The following is a 16,506-nucleotide window of genomic DNA, read 5'->3' as shown; positions in this document are numbered from 1 at the left end:
GATCGCTCACACCACGAGGACATGGTGTGAGCGATTCTCCGGTATTCGGCGAAGGTCAGCCCAAGCGCTGCTTGAGCGCCTCGAACTCGTCGCGCACCCCGGTCGGCAGTTTGTCACCGACGAATTCGAACCATTCTTCGATCAACGGGATCTCGTTGCGCCACTCCTCGGCGTTCACCGCCAACGCTTCGTCGACATCCGCAAGGGCGACATCCAAACCCGCCAAGTCGAGCTGCTTCGCGGACGGCACATTACCGATCGCCGTCGGCTCGGCCTGCGCGGACCCTTCGATACGACCGATGATCCACTCCAACACGCGGGAGTTCTCCCCGAAGCCCGGCCACAGGAAACGGCCGTCCCCACCGCGGCGGAACCAGTTGACGTAGAAGATCTTCGGAAGCTTGGCGGCGTCGGCGTTCTTACCGACATCGATCCAATGCCCCATGTAGTCACCGACGTGGTAACCCATGAACGGCAACATGGCCATGGGGTCGCGACGCACCGTACCCACCTTGCCCTCCGCGGCCGCGGTCTGCTCGGAGGACAGCGTCGCGCCCATGAACACACCGTGCTGCCAATCGAAGGACTCGGTGACCAGCGGCACCGTGGTCTTACGCCGACCACCGAAAAGAATCGCCGAGATCGGCACGCCTTGTGGATCGTCCCACTCGGGCGCCAGGATCGGGCACTGCGACATCGGCGTGCAGTAGCGTGAGTTCGGATGCGCGGCCAGCGTCTCGGTCTCCCGCAGATGCCAGTCGTTGCCCTTCCAGTCGATCAGATGATCGGGCTCGCCCTCCAGGCCTTCCCACCACACGTCGTTGTCGTCGGTCGACGCGACGTTGGTGTACACCGTGTTGCCCGCGTCCATGGTGGCCATGGCATTCGGATTCGAGTTGTGATTGGTGCCGGGCGCGACACCGAAGAAACCGTACTCGGGGTTCACCGCGTAGAGGCGGCCGTCTTTGCCGAAACGCATCCACGCGATGTCGTCGCCCAAGGTTTCGGCGCGCCAACCCGGCACCGTCGGCTGGATCATCGCGAGGTTGGTCTTGCCGCAGGCGCTCGGGAATGCGGCGGCGATGTAGTAGGCCTTGTTCTCCGGGGAGATCAGTTTGAGGATCAGCATGTGCTCGGCCAGCCAGCCCTCGTCATGTGCCATCGCCGAGGCGATGCGCAACGAGTAGCACTTCTTGCCGAGCAGCGCGTTGCCGCCGTAACCGGACCCGTAGCTCCAGATCTCCCGGTCCTCCGGGAAGTGGGTGATGTATTTGGTGTCGTTACACGGCCACGACACGTCGGCCTGCCCCTCGACCAGCGGCGCGCCCACCGAGTGCAGCGCCTTGACGAAAGGCCGATCGACGCCCAGTTTCGCCATGGCGGCAGCGCCCATGCGGGTCATCACGCGCATGGACACGACGACATACTCGGAGTCGGTGATCTCCACGCCCAGCTTCGGATCCTCGGCGCCGAGCGGACCCATACAGAACGGCACCACATACATGGTGCGGCCCTTCATCGAGCCGCGGTACAGCTCGGTCATCGTGGCGCGCATCTCGGTGGGGTCGACCCAATTGTTGGTGGGACCCGCGTCCGCCTCGGTCCGAGAGCAAATGAAGGTGCGCGACTCCACCCGAGCCACGTCGGAGGGATCGGAAAGAGCGAGGAAGGAGTTCGGCCTCTTCTTCTCGTCCAGCCGTTTGAACGTTCCGGCCGCGACGAGTTGCTCCGTCAGCCGATCCCATTCCTCGTCGGAGCCATCTGCCCAGACCACCCGATCCGGCTGGGTGAGCTCGGCGACTTCTTCTACCCAGGCGAGCAGTTCGCTGTGCTCGGTCGGCGCCTCGCCGTCGGATCCACGAAGACCTGGAATGGTCGCTGAGGTCATGAAAACTCTCCTGAGATGGGCGGTCGTTCGATGCTTCGCCGCCTGGCCCAAGGCCCGTGACCAGCACGAATGCACCAAGCGCCACCGTTGGCGGGATGGCACCCGCTACGACCGGTCGACAATACGCCCTGGGCTTGGGGCGTATCGGGACCGAGCGGACGCCCAGGTTCCTGATTAGAGATTAACGCTATGTGATGACCAGTACGGCATCGGGTTCTTCACCGTGTACCCATTCCAGCACGGGTTTCCACGACCGATATCCAGTGATCCAGTGTGCGGATATCTCGCTCACACGCCGCGAGCTGACCAGGTTGGTTGGCGGCGATCCGGCGCAGCTCCGTCTCCAACTCGGAAATTCGCCGATCGACCTCCACGGTTCGCGCGGTACTTGCTCGCACCACGTGATCGGCCAAATCGGTCTCCGCCTCCACCAGCGCGGTCGCGACTCGTTGTTCGAGATGGGCCTTGATATTGACCACCGCGTCGGCGATCCATTGCCGAAAATGCGCTCGGTCGGCCACCTGTCCACGGGCGCGGACCACCCAGGCCGCCGCGCCCGCGCCGACCAGCAGCGTGAGCGGCACGCTCGCGATGTCGAGTGCAGGAACCAGCGACAGCGGCGCCATCGCCAGTCGACCCAAACCGACACCGGCCGATGCACCCAGCGCGATCATGAGGTGATCTTCGGCACCCCGGTGGCGGGGTTCCGGATCCGGGCCCACTGGCGGGGCCGGGTCGCGCCGGCGCGCCGGGAGCCGGTCGGCATCCTCGATCTGCGCGCCCAGTTCGGCCAACCGATGGTCGATGGCGTGATCGAGGGCGCCGGTCAGTTCGACAACGGCGTGCTGCAACCGGTCCGGATAGCCGCGGATAGCCGCCGGGCGCAGGCGGTCCACCTCGGCGCGAGCCGTGGTGTGCAGTGTGCGGGTCCGGGCGCCGACATCGGTCATCAGATCCACCCGGGCCAGATGCAGCCCGCCGCGCAACGCGGACATGGCCGTAGCTCGTCCGCCGTCGCGGCCCGCCAGCAGGGTCGCGCGCTCCTGGCGCAACCGCGCCACGTCCTCGCCCGCGCGCAGTGCTTCCATCTGCTCGGTCACCCGCGCGCGGGTGTCGGCGAGCACCCGGCGGGTCACCGCGGCCAGACGGTCGCCGCGGGTCGCGGTGGTACCCGACGCGGCCGCGGTCAACCGCAGATGCAACGCAGCGAGGCCGGAACGATCCAGCAATCCGGCATCCCCCTTGGTGCGGGCTGCCGTCGCCAGCCGCGCCGAGACCGGCACGATGTCCACATCGGTGATGCCACGAGCGGCCAACAGTTCCCGGTCGCGCTCGAGCACGATCCGCCAGTCCTGGTAGGAATGCACACCGTTCATCGCCAGCACCAAGACGGAACCGTCGGCGCGCAACGCGCCGATCAGGTCCAGCAGGTCCACACCGACAGTAGTGCCCGCATCGAGCAGGATCAGCGCAACCATCGACGCCGCTGCGCCGGGCATGGACAGTGCTCGCGTCGCGCTCGCGTCGGAGACCGGGTCCGACAGCGCGATACGCGGTTCGAAGCGAGTCAGCTCGGTACGCAACAACGTGGTGTTCACGTCATCGGGTCCGATCATCGTCACCACACTCGCCGCGCCGGACTCCGGTACGGCGCGCAGCAGCGCCATGCCCTGTGGATTCCACCGTTCGATCACTGCCTCGACGTCGGGAGAAACCATGGGCTCGGTTGCGGAACCGTGGACCCGATCGGGCTCGCCCCCGGCGGATTCCGATGTGTCAGAGACCGGCACCGCTCATCCGTTCCCATACTCGGACGTACCCGGTGTGCGCCCGCAGGGCAGCACGCCGTGCCCCGGCGGGCAGGTCGCTGGTGACCACCGCGCGCCAGCGTTTGGCGCGAGCTATCGCATCGTTGGCGTCCAATGGCGCTGCAGCGGGGTAGTCCACGGTCAGGTGGACGACATCGGGGTGGGCGAGCCCGGCCAGGAGCCCGAGCCACACGGCGTCGTCACTGGAGAGAAAGGACTCCAGGACATCGCGGGCCCGACCACCGTCGCCGGGGACTGCTCGTGCGGCCAGGCGCGCCAATTCGTCGAGCAGGTCCCCGCCGCGCAGCGCGGCGATCTGTTGATAGAGACGGTGCAACAACCGGTGGAGTGGGTCGATGCCACTCGCGGCATGCAATATCTGCAGCAGTGCCGGCGCGGGCAGTCGCGGATCGTGGCGCAAAGCGCTGCAGGCACACGCCACGCCGTACAGGTCCCAGCGGTGCAACAGCTGTTCACGCTCGGCGGCATCGGGGCCCGGTGCGATGAACAGATCCGGCGACAGCAGCAGCGACGAATCCGAATCGGCTGCGAGCGTGCGCAGCGCAGCCAGGTCGGCATCGGTCACAACGCCCGTGCGGGTCCGCACTGCCAGCGACGCCACCAGCGGAACAACCGAAACCCCCAACTGCGCGCCGTAGTGCTCGGCTGCGGCCACCGCGTCTGCCCACCGAGAGCCGATCGCATCGGCCTTGTTCAATACCGCGATCGTTCGCTCGGGCGGCACGGTCGACAACACCCTGCGATCGGCGGGTGTCGGCGCCGCCGACAAGACGTAGACGACGATATCCGCATCGAGTTCCGGAGTGGGCGTCTGTGGCTGGTCGACCGGATCGGTTTCCTGCGCAGTCATCAAACCGAGCGCGTGCAACACCGCGGAACGCCCCGCCCGCGCCCGACCGGCTACTTGAATCCGCGGTGGGGTGCGCCACGCATCGACGGCTGCCGCAACGGCATCCCCGATACTCGGATCTCGCCCCGGACCGCGGCGCAACTCGGCAAGGAGACTGTCGAGCCGCTCATGGACGGGCGTAGCCGCGCCACGCCCGGGCGACGGCCGATCGGACCCGGTGGCTGTCGACATGCTGCACCCCTTCACCATGTGCAATTCTGTCAGAAACACCAGCGACCGAATCGGTTCGGGCGCTCAGCTATTGCCCAAGTGTTTGTTCACCGCCCTGACCACCGGATTCGGCGAGTACTTGGCCAGGGTCGCCAACACCTTCGCCTGAATGCCGATCTCGTAGTGCACTTTCCGCAGGCGGCCGGGCTTGCGAGTGGCCCGCCAGATCCCGGCGGCGACATCGTCGGCAGTCAGCCGGATGCCGAGCGACGCAGTCGATCCGGTCGACATGCCATCCACCATCCCGGTGGCCACGAACAACGGCCAGATCGCGATGACTCGAATATCGTAGGTCTCCCATTCGAGATCCAGCGCCTCGGTCAGACTCTTGATCGCCGCCTTGCTCGCACCATAGGTCGCAAGGTCCATCTGGCCGTAGATCGCCGAGGCCGAGCAGAGGTTGACCACCTGCGCACCCGGGGTGTCACGCAAGTACGGGAAAGCCGTATGCGTTCCGGCGAGCACACCGCCGACGTTGACCTCGACGATCTGTTGGTGGGCAGACAGCGCCAGGGACTCGAAACGCCCGGAACGCAGAATGCCCGCGTTGTTGACCAGAATGTCCAGTCGCCCGGCCTCTGCGTAGAACTCGTCGAGCCGCTGCTCCCACTGCGTGTCTTTCGTCACATCCAAAACGCCGGTGTGCACGCTGCCGCCGGCGGCGGTGATTTCGGCCGCGAGTCGGGTCAAACCGACTTCGTCGATGTCGTAGGCACCGACGTGGTAGCCCTGGGCAGCGAAAAGCACGGCCGTTGCCCGCCCGATACCGGCCGCGGCGCCGGTAATGAAGACCGCCGGTCTACTCATGTCGGGGAGTGTAGTACCACGGCCCCGGTGTGGTCGGGGGGTTTTCAGACGCGCGGTCGGTCGCATAGCCTGCCTCTTCGTGTGGTCGGGACCATAACCGGCGCTTGGCGAGAAGTTGCGCACGGCGACCGACCTCGATGACGAGGAGGGTGCGATGACCGCGAACGCTGTCGACATCGTCGACGCGCCCGCTTGGACTGGGGGACGCAAGCCCTTACTGCCGAGTCTCGATCCGTTCTATCGAGCGCCGCACGGTTTCGAAGCCAAACCGCCGGGCGCCATCCTGCGCAGCAGGAGGATCGACGTGGCGCTGCTGGGCGTCGTCCGCCAGCAGGTCTCCGCCTGGCAGTTGCTGTATCGCAGCAGCAATCTGCACGGCGCCCCGGAGGCGGCGATCACCACGGTGCTGCTGCCGATCGGCGCGAACCCCGCCGAGGATCGTCCCTTGCTGGCGTTCCAGAGCGCGATGGACGCGGTCTCCGAAAAATGCGCACCGTCGTACGCGTTGCGCTACGGCGCGAAGGCACTCGGCTCGATCACCCAGTTGGAGTGGCCTTTGGTCGCGAACGCGCTGCGCCGTGGCTGGGCGGTCAGTATCGCCGACCACGAGGGTCCGCACGGAAACTTCGGCGCCCCGCGCGAGCCGGGCTACCGCGCGCTCGACGGCATCCGCGCCGCGCTGCGCTTCGCCCCGCTCGGGCTGCGGCCGGATACCCGCGTTGCGGTGTGGGGCTACTCCGGCGGCGGGATGGCCAGCTCCTGGACGGTCGAGATGGCGCCCACCTACGCACCGGAACTCGATATCGTCGGCGCAGTGCTCGGCGCCCCCGTCGGCGACCCGCGCCAGGTGTTCGTTCGGCTCAACGGCGGTCGATACGCCGGTCTGCCCACGATTGTCATCGCAGCCCTGCGCAAGGTGTATCCCGCCTTGAGTTCGGTGATCGACCACGAGTTGACGCCCAACGGCCACCGCTTCGTGGTCCGCGCGGAGAACTCCACCCCGATCGGCGCGATCGTCGGACTCGCCAACACCGATGTCGACCGCTTGCTGCGCCGCTCGCTGACCGATGTGCTCGACGAGCCCGGCCTGGCCTCGATGTTCGACGATCTGCGGCTGGGCAATACCACACCGGAGTGCCCGCTGCTGGTGGTGCAGCCCGTCCACGATCAAATCATTCACGTGGAGAACATCGACGGCCATGTGGCGCGGTATCGCCGCGGCGGCGCCGCGGTGGCCTATGTGCGTGATCGACTGAGCGAACACTTTTCGCTTCTGCCGCTGTCGACCGCGCTCAGCCTGGACTGGCTGGCCGACCGGCTCGCTGGGCAACCGATGAGCGACGTCAGCGACACCACCGTGCTGTCGGTCGTGGCCTCGCGAGCCGGGGTACGCGGGCTCGCGGAAATCGCGGCAACCGCGGCCAGAGTCGCTTTGGGGCGCCCGCTGCGCCAAACGTCTGTGACCGCCCCCCGAGTCGCCGCAGCGCGCGCTGCCTGATCCCCAGCTCGGCGGTCACAGCCAACCGCTTGCTGCGCAGATCGCCGGATGCTGGACAATGGACATTGTGAACGACGCCGCGAACCCTACTGCCGAGTCAGTTCCCGGACCGCCGTCCACACCGTCGGCGCCCGGTGACCACCCGCGCCGGCACCGGACCGGCTCACGCCTGCATCCACGAGTCACCAGCTTCCGGTCGCGTCGGGGCGCGCTGACCGCGACTCAGCAGCAATCCTGGGACCGGATGTGGCCGGTGATCGGCCGTGAGGTCGCCGACGAGCCGCTGGATGCGACTGGATGGTTCGGCCGCGACGCCCCCCTGGTGATCGAGATCGGCTGTGGCACCGGCACCGCGACCGCTGCCATGGCGCAAGCCGAACCGCACCTGAATCTGATCGGCATCGAGGTGTATCGGCCCGGTCTGGCTCAACTGGTGCAGCGCATCGAACGCGACGGGATCGACAACATCCGCTTGATGCGCGGCGACGCCGTGGACGTGCTGGAGAACATGGTGGCCACAGCATCACTCACCGGCGTGCGGGTGTTCTTCCCCGACCCGTGGCCGAAGGCGCGCCACCACAAGCGACGGCTGTTGCAATCCACGACGGTCGCGCTGATCGCCGACCGGCTACGGCCCGGCGGTGTGCTGCACGTGGCCACCGACCATGCCGGCTACGCCGAGCACATCTATCGTGTCGGGCAGTCGGAACCGCGGCTCGCCAGACTGCCCCAGACGGCAGACCGCAGTGCTGCCGGCGCGGACGAGACCGACCGGGACGAGACCGCACCGATCGGCTTCGAACGACCAGTGACCAAATTCGAAGGCAAGGCGCATCGCGCCGGAAGCGCCATTACGGAGCTCATATGGGAGAAGATCGACCAATGAGCGTCAGCGAGATTGCCCACGGAGCGATCGACGGTGCCACAGACGCACCCCAAACCGCACCGGAAGGTTTGGTCGGCGTCGCGCCCGATGTGCGACGTGTCCTATTGGTATGGGACGCTCCGAATCTCGACATGGGCCTCGGCGCGATTCTCGGCGGTCGGCCCACCGCGGCCTACCGCCCCCGCTTCGACGCGCTGGGCCGGTGGCTACTGGCCAGAACCGCGGAACTGTCCGCGACCAGCGCGCAGCGCGTCGAACCCGAAGCCACTGTGTTCACCAATATCGCCCCCGGCACCGCGGATGTCGTGCGCCCGTGGGTGGAGGCACTGCGCAACGTCGGATACGCGGTCTTCGCGAAGCCGAAGATCGACGACGATTCGGATGTGGATGCCGACATGCTCGCCCACATCGCGCTGCGCCGCCGCGGCGCCGGCTTGGCGGGCATCATGGTCGCCTCCGCCGATGGCCAGGCCTTCCGGGAGCCGCTGGAGGAGCTCGCCGGCAGCGGTGTGCCGGTTCAAGTGCTCGGCTTCCGCGAACACGCCAGTTGGGCGGTCACCTCCGACGTGCTCGACTTCATCGACCTGGAAGACATCCCCGGTGTCTTCCGAGAGCCACTGCCTCGGGTCAGCCTCGATTCGCTGCCCGAAGGGGGCGCCTGGTTGCAGCCGTTCCGGCCCTTGTCGGCACTGCTGGCCTCCCGCCAGGCCCAAGGAGTCGCCTAGTGTTCACGCGCTGGGGTGACCTGGTCTATCGGCTGCGTTTCGGCACTCTGGGCATCGTGGTGGCCGGTCTGCTGGCTCTGGGCGGCTACGGCCTCGGATTGGAAGACCATCTCAGCTCCAGCGGGTTGGACGATCCAACGTCGGAATCGGCGCGCGCCGCGCACCTCAAAGACGCCGCGTTCAATCGGGATCACAGCTCCGACGTCATCCTGTTGTACACCGCGCCCGACGGCAAGACCGTCGATGATCCCGAATTCAGCCGCAAGATCATCGAGAATCTCAACAGCCTGCCACGCGAGTATCCGAACGAGATCATCCAGATCATCGGGGCGTACTGGCCGACCGAAACGGGGCTCAGGCAGGCCAAGATCTTCAGCACCGACGACAAGAAGCACGCCTTCGCCGCGGTCGCCATCAGAGGCGACAACGACACCGAGATGGTGCGTAACTACCGCAAGGTCAAGGACGTCTTCTATGTTCCTGGCGTCGATGTGCAGGTCGCCGGCCTACAAGCCTTCGGCGGCACACTGAACGACACCATGGCCGACGATCTGAAACGACTGGAGATCCTCGCCCTTCCCGCGGTCGGCGTGTTGTTGTTCTTCGTCTTCGGCGGCATCGTCGCGGCCGCGTTGCCGCTGATCGTCGGCGGCCTCACGATCATCGGCGCATGGGGGATCATCCGGTTCGCCACCGAGTTCACCGAAGTGCACTCGCTCGTCTCGTCGGTGGTCTCGATGATCGGCCTGGGCTTGGCCATCGACTACGGGCTGTTCATCGTCAGCCGGTTCCGCGAGGAGCTCGCCGAGGGGAAAGACACCGCGGCCGCGGTACGCAGAACAGTGATCACCGCCGGCCGCACGGTGGTCTTCTCCGCCACCATGATCGTCGCGAGTCTCGGCGGCCTGTTGCTGTTCCCGCAAGGCTTCCTGAAGTCGCTCGCCTATGGCGCCATCGCGTCGGTTTCGCTGGCGGCCCTGACCTCGATCACAGTGCTTCCCGCCCTGCTGGGCATTCTCGGTAGACGGGTCGACCTGCTCGGCCTCAAAATATTCCGTAAGACCAAAACGGCCGAGGAAGTGGAGGCCGGGCTCTGGGGCCGGACCACCCGCTGGGTCATGCGCCACCCGCTCAAGATCGCGATACCACTGTGTATCGCGCTGTTGCTGTTGATCATCCCGGTCAAGAACCTCCAATTCGGCGGCCTCAACGAGAAGTATCTGCCGCCGGACAACCCGACTCGGCTCGCACAAGAAGAATTCGACAGCCTCTTCCCACTGCGAAAGGCCGATCCGATCGAATTGGTCTTCCAAGTCGACGACCCCAGCCTGACCCTCGCGGTCGGCCAGACGATCAAGGACGCCAGCCAGGCGCCGGGCCTGGCCGGCGCGTTCACCTATCCACCCAGTACCGCGCCGAACGACAAGACGATCTTCAAGACCGAAGCGGCCTTGACCGACTCGACCGATGCCGACGCCACGATCGATTACCTGCGGTCGATGTCCGTCGCCGATGGCGTCACCATGCTGGTCGGCGGCAAACCGGCGATCGAGAAGGACAGTATCGACGCGCTCCTGAGCCGGATGCCGTTGATGATCGGGCTGGTGCTGCTGGTTACCACGCTGCTGATGTTCCTGACGTTCGGTTCCCTGGTGTTGCCGATCAAGGCGGCCCTGATGAGCGCGCTCGGCCTCGGGTCCACACTCGGCATCCTCACCTGGATCTTCATCGACGGCCACGGCGCGAGCCTGTTGAATTTCACCCCACAGCCGATCACGTCGCCGGTGTTGGTGCTGATCATCGCGATCATCTACGGTCTGTCGACCGACTACGAGGTCTTTCTCATGTCGCGCATGGTGGAAGCGCGCAGCAGGGGAGCCAGTACGACCGAGGCCGTACGGATCGGTACCGCCCAGACCGGCGGAATCATTACCGCCGCCGCGCTGATCCTGTTGGTCGTCACCGGCGCGTTCGCCTTCTCCGACCTGGTGATGATGCAGTACATCGCCGTCGGCATGATCGCCGCGCTGTTCATCGACGCGACAGTACTGCGCATGCTGCTCGTACCGGCCACCATGAAACTGCTCGGCGACGACTGCTGGTGGGCGCCGGCCTGGATGAAGAAGATCCAAGCAAAGATCGGACTCGGCGAACCGATTCTCGACGACGACCATGTCCGGGGCGACTCGGTGGTGGACCTGGTCAAGACCACGCCGGTCACCGATCCGGTCACCATGCAGATTCCCGCGGTTGCCGCCGCCAACACCGTGCCGCGCAGGCGTAAGCCGCGCACCGTCGCGGAAATCGAAGCCGAAGCGCCCACCCAGCGGATGGATCGAGTTCCCCCTGCCCCGCAGCCGCCACCTCAGCCGGCTCCACCCCGGGACTCGGGCAGAACTCCCCCGACCCCCCCACCGAACGCCGGCACTGCGCAGCATGATCCGATTCGCCCCCGCCGAGTCTCGGCGACGAGCCCTCGACCAACCGCGCCGTCCGAAACGCCATTCGGCGAGCCGCTGGCCGAACCGACCTCGGTGGCAGTCCCGCAGCAGCCGCCCGCGCTGGAAACCCCGGTCACGTTCCCCGTTGCGCATCCGAACCCAGCGCCTGACGCGCCACGCGTGCAGAATACGCGCGCGGACGAAATGCGGATTCCCAAGATCGATCCACCACCTCGACCTGCCACAGCGTCCGCACCAGCCGCCGAACCAGAACCTTCCAGTGAAGCTGTCGAGTCCGGGCGCCCGGCTAGCGGCCGCGACAGCATCGAGGACTGGATGGCCGGCCTCCGTTCCTCTCGCCGTGAGCGCGGGACCTCCGAGAAGGGGCGCCATCATGGCGGCGAGGCACGCACGGTCAGCGTGAACGAACTACTGCGCCGTCGTGACCAGAAATGATCGACGCACCACTCACCGGCGGCGCCAGAACCCCGCCGGGGGATATTTGACGGTCACCGATCCGAACCGGCTACGACCACGCACCACCACGTGAAACGACCCGGATGGCGCGCCGGCGCGCACCGCGGTGTGCACACTGGAGCCCATCGCCTCCAGAAGATTCAGGTCCACCGTCGCCTCGGCAGGCACGATCAGTGCGATCGAGCTGCAGTAGTCGTCGATACCGAGCTCGACCACAGGGGTCGACACGATCGCCTTGGTGAAATTCAATTCGACCGCGGACATCCTGGTGTTCAGCTGCAGGGTCGGCCCCACATGCCACGGTCCGCGGCGACGCACCTCGGCAAAGCGTCCGCGGATCACCGCGTCGGAGCCGGAGACCGGGGGGCTCGAGCCCGGGACCAGGGGCGCCCACCCACTCGTGCCGACGTCCGGAGCATGGTGCACGGCCTTCGGCGGCGCGGCAGCCGTCGAGTGGGTCGGCCACACGCCGGGCAGGTCGACGAGCACAGCGTTGATTTCCGCGCGCGTCCTGGCGGCCAGTGCGGTGTCCATCCGCTCGGTGAACTCGCCGAGCGAAAGCAGTCCGAGTCCGACTGCACGCTGCAACAGCTGGCCGACGTGCTCGCGCTCCGCATCCGATACCCGTAGTTCTCGATCGGGCGGCACGCCACCGGGTTGGGGCGCTGTTTCAGGGCTACTCACACGATCGAGATTACCGAGCATGCGACCCTGAAACATCGGGGAAGTTCCTGATTCTGCCCCGAAAAGCACGCGCTCGCGTGCGGCGGCTCAGTCCCGCGTCGCACCATCGGTCCCGCTGCCGGATCGGGTGGAGTCGCGCTCGGCCGCGCCGTCTGCGACCGCGTCACGATCGGCCGCCTGACGATGCACCGCCTCGACCAAGGTCGTCGTCACGTCGAACCGACCGGGATCGGGCTCGTCCGCCGCCGCGGAAAACAACCGACGGGGGTCGCTGCCGGTCTGGAGGTCTTCGAACAATTCCTCGGGTCCCTCGAGCAAGGACCGGATCGCGGTGTTCATCACCGCGACCAGCGGAACCGCGAGCAGGCCGCCGGCGATCCCGCCGACCACCACACCCGCGGCGATCGCCAAGACCACCGCGAGCGGGTGGATGCTCACCGCCCGTCCGAGCAGCAGCGGCTGCAGCACATGGCCCTCCAGCTGCATCACCGCAATGATGACCCCGAGCACGATCAAGGCGGTGACCAGACCCTTGGTGACCAAGGCGATGAACACCGCGATAAACCCGGCCAGAAACGCGCCGATGATCGGAATGAACGCGCCGATGAACACCAGCGAGGCCAACGGCAGTGCCAGGGGCACCCCGAGAACGACCAAGCCGGCGCCGATCCCGATGGCGTCCACCGCGGCGACGACCACGGTCGCGCGGACGAAGCCCACCAGCGTTCCGAACCCGAGCTGCCCGGCGGTGCGCACGCGCTCCCGGTGCTGGGTAGGCACGATCTTGGTGACGAATTCCCAGATGTGATCTCCGCCGTACAGGAAGAAGATCAGGATGAACAAGGTCAGAAAAGCGCCGGTGAGCAGCTCGCCGATCACGGTTGCCGTCGTGAGCGCCCCGCTGGTGAGACTGTCCTGATTGGACTGGATGGCCTTCACCACCGCATCGCCGGCATTGCGAATCTGCTCGTTGCTCATGTGCAGCCGCCCATTGATCAGCCAGTCCTGGATCCGATGGATGCTCTCGGTGAATCGGTCCGACAGCTGCGGTACACCGGCGACGAACTGCTCGACGACGAACGTCATGATGGCGGCGACCACGCCGAACGAACCGAGCAGCGCGACGAAAACACCCACCGCACGCGGCACTCCCAGCCGCTGCATCCAGTCCACCAGCGGTGCGAGCAGCGCCGCCGCCAAGAGCGCGACGGCCAGCGGGACGACCACGGAGGCGAACTTCTGCACGATCGTCGTGACCGCGATCGCGAGCCCGAACAGCACCAGCAGTCGCCACCCCCACTCCGCCCCGACGCGCACGATCGGGTGCACGGTCTCCGCGGCGGACCGGGACAGCGCGCTGGTGTGCTGCGCAGTTGGCTTCGAGTCGCTCACCTCCGCGAGCCTAACCGGCGCCGACACGGCGCCGCGCGATCGGCGGCGTGGCCAGCCAGCACAGCCGAGCGCCCGAACCGCGGACATTCCCCCGTCCTGGAAACGTAAGATTGGTCCTCGTGTCGGCGCCTTTGGAAGCGGTCAAACAGACCATGCGAACGCGTTGGCCGCTGTACCTGACCTCGATGCTGTTGGCAAACGCTTTCGGCGCGGTTCTGGTGTGGGCGTTCATTCAGTACGGACTACCTGTCCCCGAGGGTGAGCCCTCTGGAGCCAGGTTCACCGGCCTGCTGGGCCCGGCACTCGTCTTCATCACCGGCGGCTTGCTCAGCGCGACCGCGTCGGTATTCATGCTCCGACCGGTGATGCGCTGGCAGATGCGCGGCGGGCCACCCAGCCGCGCGGAACAGATGGCCGCACTGCACGCTCCACTGCGCCAGGCCATTCTGCACCTCGCACTGTGGTTGATCGGCGGCGCGGTCCTGGCCATGCTGATCATCAAGGACACGCCCGCGCTGGCCGCCGCGGTGATCGTCACCGAATGCATGGCGGCAACCATCGTCTTCGGCTTCACCTACATGCTGGGCGAACGCATCCTGCGCCCCGTCGCGGCGCAGGCCCTGACCGAGGGAACATTCGACCACACGCTCACCCCGGGTGTCGGTACCCGAATGGCGATGACCTGGGGAATGGGTACCTTCGCACCCACCATCGCCATCGTGCTGCTGTGCGTCACCCAGATCTCCTCGGACGTGAAATTCTCTGCACAGTCGCTGGCGATCTCCATTCTGTTGCTGTGTGGTGTGGTGATCATGCAGGCTCTCGCGTTGTCCATGCTCACCGGAGCCAGCATTTCCGATCCGGTGCGCCAACTCAGTCAGGCGATCGACCGGGTACAGGCCGGCACCCGCGACACCCAGGTCGAGGTCTTCGACGGCAGTGAAATCGGGCTGCTGCAGGTCGGCTTCAACCGAATGATGGAGGAAGCCGCCAAGCGCCGTCAGTTGCAAGAGTTGTTCGGCCAACATGTCGGCGAAGAAGTGGCCCAGCGCGCGCTGGACTATGGCACGGAACTCGGCGGCGAGACCCGATTCGTCGCTGTCCTGTTCGTGGATATGGTCGGCTCCACCGCGACCGCCGCCGAACGACCCCCAACCGAAGTGGTGAGCCTGCTCAACGAGTTCTTCCGCATCGTGGTCGAAGTGATCGACCGCCACCATGGATTCGTCAACAAGTTCGTCGGTGACGCGGCACTGGCCATCTTCGGCGCGCCGCTGGACCGCCCGGACGCACCCACCGCCGCCTTGGCCGCCGCCCGCGAACTCCGCGATATCCTGCAGGAAGTTCCGGGACTCGACATTGGAATCGGAGTGTCGGCCGGATTGGCCGTTGCCGGGAACATCGGCGCGGCGAATCGTTTCGAATACACAGTGATCGGTGATCCGGTCAACGAAGCATCCCGACTCACCGAACTGGCCAAGGAACGGCCTGGGCGGACATTGGCCTCGGGTAGCGCACTGTATTTCGCCGAGGACAAGGAACAAACTCGGTGGGAAACCGGTGACGAGGTGCAACTACGCGGCAGGCGCAGAAAGACCCTGTTGGCCTGGCCGCTGGAACTCTCCGACGCTATCGGCGCGGAAACGGTCGATTCGCTAGGCTGACCGCGTGACCGCCAAGAGGGAAACGGCAGGCGCAACTGCGTCGCCGCCCCCGGCGGCCTCCCACCGCGGTCGATTCCGCTGGTCGAAGTGGGTTCTCGGTGCCGCGTTGTTGGCCTTGTTGATCATCGAGGGCGTGTATCTGTGGCCACGGCTGCACGAGTCGTGGCGAAAACTCACCGATATTCACTGGGGATGGGTGGCGGCCGCGATCTGGTTGCAGGCCGTCTCGATGAGCGGCTTCGCCAGAGTGCAGAAGCAGCTGCTCAACGCCGGCGGGGTCGCGGTCGGTCAGCGAACATCGGCTGCGGTGGTCTACGGCGCCACCGCGATGGCGGTGACCCTGCCCGCGGGCCAAGTGTTCTCCACCGCCTTCACCTATCGCCAGACCAGACGCTGGGGAGCCAGTCCGATCGTGGCGTCCTGGCAGTTGTTGTTCTCCGGAGTGGTCGCCGCGGTGGGATTGGCACTACTCGGAGTGGGCGGCACGTTGGCGGTCGGTGGGCAGGTCGGCCCGCTGAAATTGATCGTGTCGCTGGTCGCCGTGGTCGCCCTGGTCTGGGCGGGTAATTACGCCGCGCGTCGTCCCGGCTCGATCGAGACGGTGTTGCGTCGGGCACTGGCGCTGCTGAACCGGTTGCGTAAGCGCCCCCAGGACCACGGCGCGAGCGCGATCACCGACGTGCTGCGGCAACTCGAATCGGTCGACCTCGGCACGCGTGACGGTGTGGCGGTCACGGCCTGGGCCCTGGTCCATCGGTTCGCCGATGTCGCCTGTCTGGGCGTCGCCTGCTATGCGGTCGGCGCCGATCCGCGCATCGCGGGCTTGCTGCTCGCCTTCGCCGCCGGCAAAGCCGTCGGGTCGATCCCGTTCGCGCCCGGCGGGATCGTCTATGTCGACGCAACCCTCATCTATGGTCTGACCGCCGCGGCGGGGCTGACGGCCACGCAGGCTGTCGCCGCAGCGTTCGTTTACCGGATGGTGAGTTTCATCCTGGTCGCGATTGTCGGTTGGGTCATCTTTCTGTTCCTTTTCCGTCGACCGCAGATCGGGGATGCGGAACTGGCGAAGGAATTCGAGCAGCGGCGGCTGTGAGC

At 66.5% G+C, this 16,506-nt stretch carries 12 protein-coding genes; 6 read left to right on the top strand and 6 right to left on the bottom strand.

Going from position 1 to position 16,506, the window contains the following annotated elements:
* Window positions 1-55 precede the first annotated feature (55 nt).
* From K940_RS0115960 to K940_RS0115945, 4 genes are all read right to left on the bottom strand, one after another.
* On the bottom strand, window positions 56-1,888 hold the full coding sequence (locus tag K940_RS0115960; RefSeq protein ID WP_028478369.1) for a phosphoenolpyruvate carboxykinase (GTP): 1,833 nt from the start codon (window positions 1,886-1,888) through the stop codon (window positions 56-58).
* Between the two features lie 218 nt (window positions 1,889-2,106).
* Window positions 2,107-3,678 carry a hypothetical protein gene (locus K940_RS0115955; protein ID WP_028478368.1) on the bottom strand — a complete coding sequence of 524 codons (1,572 nt, stop codon included), beginning with the start codon at window positions 3,676-3,678 and terminating at the stop codon, window positions 2,107-2,109.
* Window positions 3,665-4,798, bottom strand: a complete 1,134-nt coding sequence (locus K940_RS0115950; RefSeq protein ID WP_028478367.1) for a hypothetical protein — start codon at window positions 4,796-4,798, stop codon at window positions 3,665-3,667. Before K940_RS0115950 ends, K940_RS0115955 begins: the two co-directional genes overlap by 14 nt.
* A 63-nt stretch (window positions 4,799-4,861) precedes the next feature.
* Window positions 4,862-5,644, bottom strand: a complete 783-nt coding sequence (locus K940_RS0115945; protein WP_028478366.1) for an SDR family oxidoreductase — start codon at window positions 5,642-5,644, stop codon at window positions 4,862-4,864.
* Window positions 5,645-5,798: 154 nt separating this feature from the next.
* Between K940_RS0115945 and K940_RS0115940 the strand changes: the two genes are divergently transcribed.
* The 4 genes from K940_RS0115940 to K940_RS0115925 are packed head-to-tail and all read left to right on the top strand — an operon-like array spanning window position 5,799 to window position 11,650.
* Entirely contained in the window at window positions 5,799-7,142 is a 1,344-nt protein-coding gene (locus K940_RS0115940; RefSeq protein WP_051407253.1) for a lipase family protein, read from the top strand.
* 58 nt (window positions 7,143-7,200) lie between these two features.
* A complete protein-coding gene (gene trmB / locus K940_RS0115935) occupies window positions 7,201-8,028 on the top strand; it encodes a tRNA (guanosine(46)-N7)-methyltransferase TrmB (protein WP_028478364.1) in 828 nt (275 codons plus the stop codon).
* Complete coding sequence (locus K940_RS0115930; RefSeq protein WP_028478363.1) at window positions 8,025-8,753, top strand: NYN domain-containing protein; 729 nt, start codon at window positions 8,025-8,027, stop codon at window positions 8,751-8,753. Before trmB ends, K940_RS0115930 begins: the two co-directional genes overlap by 4 nt.
* Window positions 8,753-11,650 (top strand): MMPL family transporter, encoded by a 2,898-nt coding sequence (locus K940_RS0115925; RefSeq protein WP_028478362.1) that lies wholly within the window; start codon window positions 8,753-8,755, stop codon window positions 11,648-11,650. The genes K940_RS0115930 and K940_RS0115925 overlap by 1 nt, the downstream gene beginning before the upstream one ends.
* 12 nt (window positions 11,651-11,662) lie before the next feature.
* Here K940_RS0115925 and K940_RS0115920 read toward each other — a convergent pair whose 3' ends face one another.
* Both K940_RS0115920 and K940_RS28595 read right to left on the bottom strand, forming a co-directional pair.
* The gene (locus tag K940_RS0115920) at window positions 11,663-12,355 is read right to left on the bottom strand and encodes a DUF1707 domain-containing protein (RefSeq protein ID WP_231390399.1); all 693 of its coding nucleotides are present in this window, start codon (window positions 12,353-12,355) and stop codon (window positions 11,663-11,665) included.
* 87 nt (window positions 12,356-12,442) lie between these two features.
* On the bottom strand, window positions 12,443-13,747 hold the full coding sequence (locus K940_RS28595) for an AI-2E family transporter (RefSeq protein WP_369797513.1): 1,305 nt from the start codon (window positions 13,745-13,747) through the stop codon (window positions 12,443-12,445).
* A gap of 152 nt (window positions 13,748-13,899) precedes the next feature.
* Here K940_RS28595 and K940_RS0115910 point away from each other — a divergent pair, with 152 nt between their 5' ends.
* Together K940_RS0115910 and K940_RS0115905 are read left to right on the top strand one after the other, a co-directional pair.
* Window positions 13,900-15,411: an adenylate/guanylate cyclase domain-containing protein gene (locus K940_RS0115910; RefSeq protein ID WP_196812226.1), complete on the top strand. Its 1,512-nt coding sequence runs from the start codon at window positions 13,900-13,902 to the stop codon at window positions 15,409-15,411.
* A 4-nt stretch (window positions 15,412-15,415) separates the two neighbouring features.
* Window positions 15,416-16,504, top strand: coding sequence for a YbhN family protein (locus tag K940_RS0115905; RefSeq protein WP_028478359.1), 1,089 nt, complete (start codon window positions 15,416-15,418; stop codon window positions 16,502-16,504).
* Window positions 16,505-16,506: the final 2 nt, after the last annotated feature.

It is taken from the genome of Nocardia sp. CNY236, from assembly GCF_000482385.1.
Taxonomy (GTDB): Bacteria; Actinomycetota; Actinomycetes; order Mycobacteriales; family Mycobacteriaceae; genus Nocardia.
The sequence above is the reverse complement of the archived record's forward strand: the minus strand, read 5'-3'. Positions and strand labels throughout refer to the sequence as shown.

Coding starts and splice junctions, on each gene's coding strand:
- K940_RS0115930 (WP_028478363.1), top strand. CDS start 8,025: ATGAGCGTCAGCGAGATTGCCCACGGAGCGATCGACGGTGCCACAGAC.
- K940_RS0115910 (WP_196812226.1), top strand. CDS start 13,900: ATGCGAACGCGTTGGCCGCTGTACCTGACCTCGATGCTGTTGGCAAAC.
- K940_RS0115960 (WP_028478369.1), bottom strand. CDS start 1,888: ATGACCTCAGCGACCATTCCAGGTCTTCGTGGATCCGACGGCGAGGCG.
- K940_RS0115940 (WP_051407253.1), top strand. CDS start 5,799: ATGACCGCGAACGCTGTCGACATCGTCGACGCGCCCGCTTGGACTGGG.
- K940_RS0115950 (WP_028478367.1), bottom strand. CDS start 4,798: ATGTCGACAGCCACCGGGTCCGATCGGCCGTCGCCCGGGCGTGGCGCG.
- K940_RS0115945 (WP_028478366.1), bottom strand. CDS start 5,644: ATGAGTAGACCGGCGGTCTTCATTACCGGCGCCGCGGCCGGTATCGGG.
- trmB (WP_028478364.1), top strand. CDS start 7,201: ATGGACATTGTGAACGACGCCGCGAACCCTACTGCCGAGTCAGTTCCC.